The sequence below is a fragment of the Neisseria sp. P0022.S010 genome, from assembly GCF_051956635.1.
Genome location: NZ_JBQCXF010000389.1, coordinates 1 through 2820, shown reverse-complemented (window position 1 = coordinate 2820; position 2820 = coordinate 1). Strand labels below are relative to the sequence as shown.

The 2820-nt window shown below is 50.0% G+C and carries 2 protein-coding genes; both read left to right on the top strand.

Annotation, left to right across the window (positions count from 1 at the left end):
- Positions 1 to 53 precede the first annotated feature (53 nt).
- On the top strand, positions 54 to 1874 hold the full coding sequence (gene hutW, locus ACTHUT_RS17150) for a heme anaerobic degradation radical SAM methyltransferase ChuW/HutW (RefSeq protein ID WP_250600518.1): 1821 nt from the start codon (positions 54 to 56) through the stop codon (positions 1872 to 1874).
- A gap of 92 nt (positions 1875 to 1966) precedes the next feature.
- Positions 1967 to 2584, top strand: a complete 618-nt coding sequence (locus ACTHUT_RS17145; RefSeq protein ID WP_250600516.1) for an NAD(P)H-binding protein — start codon at positions 1967 to 1969, stop codon at positions 2582 to 2584.
- Positions 2585 to 2820: the final 236 nt, after the last annotated feature.

Below are 2820 nucleotides of genomic sequence, written 5' to 3'. Positions count from 1 at the left end.
ATGATGGTTATTTAATATATAAATCTTATTAATAATTTTTATTAATCATTATCATGGTACAGCAGCTTGTTTGGACTCCGAAACAATCCGCGCCCAAGGCATTTCCCGAACGTCAGGCATTAATGCCCGTTTGGGGCGGTGTTCCAATGCCGCGCCCCCAGTGGCAGAACATTTGGAAGAAAAAGCTTCCCCATGCCACCGATGTGGACGCGCTTGCTTATCTGCATATTCCATTTTGCGCCAACCATTGCGTTTTTTGCGGCTTCTACCGCAATGCGTGGAAGGACAGCCAAAGCAGTGTGTACACCGACAAAATTATCGAAGAAATGGCCGCTGAAGCCGAAGTCCGTACAGACAAGGGCAAAATCCGAGCCGTTTATTTCGGGGGCGGTACGCCGACCGCGTTGCTTACGGAAGACCTCGTCCGCCTGATTCGTGCCTGCTACCAATATCTGCCGCTTGCTGAAGATTGCGAGTTCACCATCGAAGGGCGCATGAGCCATTTCGATTTGGAAAAAGCACAGGCCTGCATCGAAGCAGGCGCCAACCGCATTTCCATCGGCGTGCAAACCTTTAATACTGCCATCCGCCGCCGTCTCGGCCGCAAACACAGCGGCGACGAGGCGTTTGAATATTTGGCAAAATTGTGCGAACTCGATGCCGTAATTGTGGCCGATTTGATGTTCGGCCTGCCCAATCAAACCGATGACGTTTGGCAAAACGATATCGCTCGCGCCGCCGAGCTGCCCTTGTCCGGTTTGGATACATACGCGTTCAACCTTTATCCCATGCTGCCCATCAACCGCATGATTGAAAAAGGCGCATTTCCGACACCGCCGGGTTTCGATATTCAGGCAGACCAATATGCCTACACGGTTGAAACACTGCTGGAAAAAGGCTGGGAACAAGTCAGCAACAGCCACTTCGCCTATCCTGGCCGCGGCGAGCGCAACCGCTACAATACCCTGATCAAATCCGACATTCCCTGTTTGGCGTTCGGCTCCGGCGCTGGCGGTAACTTCGGCGGTTTCAGCTATCAGGTGCAGGGCGATTTGGAGAGTTATCTCGCCACGCCGAAAGGCGAGAAAAACATCGCATTTATGAGCGGCCATAGTCCAAATAAAGCACTGCTCAGCAAAGTCCAGCACGATATTGAAACAGGCCGTCTGAATCCATTATTGTTCGACGGCAACAAAGCAGCGCAAAAGCTGATTGCCCAATGGCAGGAAATGCAGCTTTTTAAAGAACCCGATTCAGACGGCCTAATCCGTTTGAATACCAGCGGCCGTTATTGGTCGCCCACCCTTATTCGCAAACTCATGCTCACTCTTCCGACTCAAGAAAAGGATCAAACCATGCAAAAACTTTCAGCCGAACAACAAACCATGTTACGCCAATCATTGGAAAAAAATCCCGGACAAGTGCTGGAAATGCTGGCAGCGCAAAACCAATGCAGTTTTGAAGACGTTATCCGCTGTCTGCCAGAAGAGAACGTGCGCCAAACCGAAGGCAGCCGCATAGTCGAAATCCTCCAAGCCGTTGCCGCATGGGATGAATCCGTTACCTTCATCGCCCACACCCCCGATGCCATCGTCGAAGTCAGCGGCAAACTGCCTAACGGCAAAGTCGGCCGCGGTTTCTACAACTTTGACCATCCCGAAACCGACGGCGGCGTACATGGTCATATCTATTACGAAAACTGCGCCTCCATCTACCTTTTGGAACGCCCGTTTATGGGCAAAGCCACTTGCTCGCTCAACTTTATCAACCGCAACGGCGGCGCCATGTTTAAAATTTTCGTCGGCCGCGATGAGGCAGGCGAGTTGAAACAACACCAAATCGAAGCCATGCGCAAATTGTTTGATGCCGCTTAAACGGCTTCAGACGGCCTGATAATCCGTTCCTTGTTGCATAGAGGAGCGGATTTTCTAACAACAAACATCTACCATACAAAGGAACCCCAAACATGCAACTCATCTTCGGAGCCAACGGCCCGTCTGGCCGCGCCTATATCCGCACATTGACTGACGCAGCCGATACCGTTGCCGTATTGAGAAGGCCGTCTGAAGACAACTTTTTTGCCGAACACAATATCCAAACCGTCGTCGCCGATGCGCTTGATGCCAACGCGCTCGATAAAGCGTTGGTACAATATCGTCCCGATACCGTGATCAGTTTTGTCGGCGGTAAAAACGAAGAGGGTATCCGCAGCGATGCGCTGGGCAATATCAACATCATTGCCGCTACGAAAGCCGCCAATCCGCAAGCCCGCTTTGTATTGATTACCAGCATGGGCTGCGGTGAACAATGGGACATGATGAGCGAGCCGTTCAAACAGGCACTCGGCGAAGCCGTCCGTGCCAAAACAGAAGCCGAAATCTATCTCAAACAAAGCGATTTGAATTGGACCATCTTGCGTCCCTGCGGCCTTGCCGATGGAGAAGATAATGCCTATACCTTGACACAAAATGCCCAAGAAATTCCGCAAAAATACATGACGCGCAACGGCTTGGCCGCTGCCGTTGCTGCCATTGTCGGCCAAGCGGACAGCAAGGGCGAAACGTATAGTGTTGGTGTGGCATAAACTGATTGAATAGATTGCTCACTTTCCATTGTTAAAGTTGGAGTAGGTAATTGATTAGCAGCCGATCAAAACAATAAAGGATTTGCTTAGAAAAGGCTGGAGGATATAAATAAAAAGGCCGTATGAAAATTTCAGACGGCCTTTTATGTTTGAATTCTGTAAGTGATTGTACTACTGAGAGAAACAGGAGTTGGCAGGCTAAAATATTAGACTTATGAATTTAACATAATATAAAT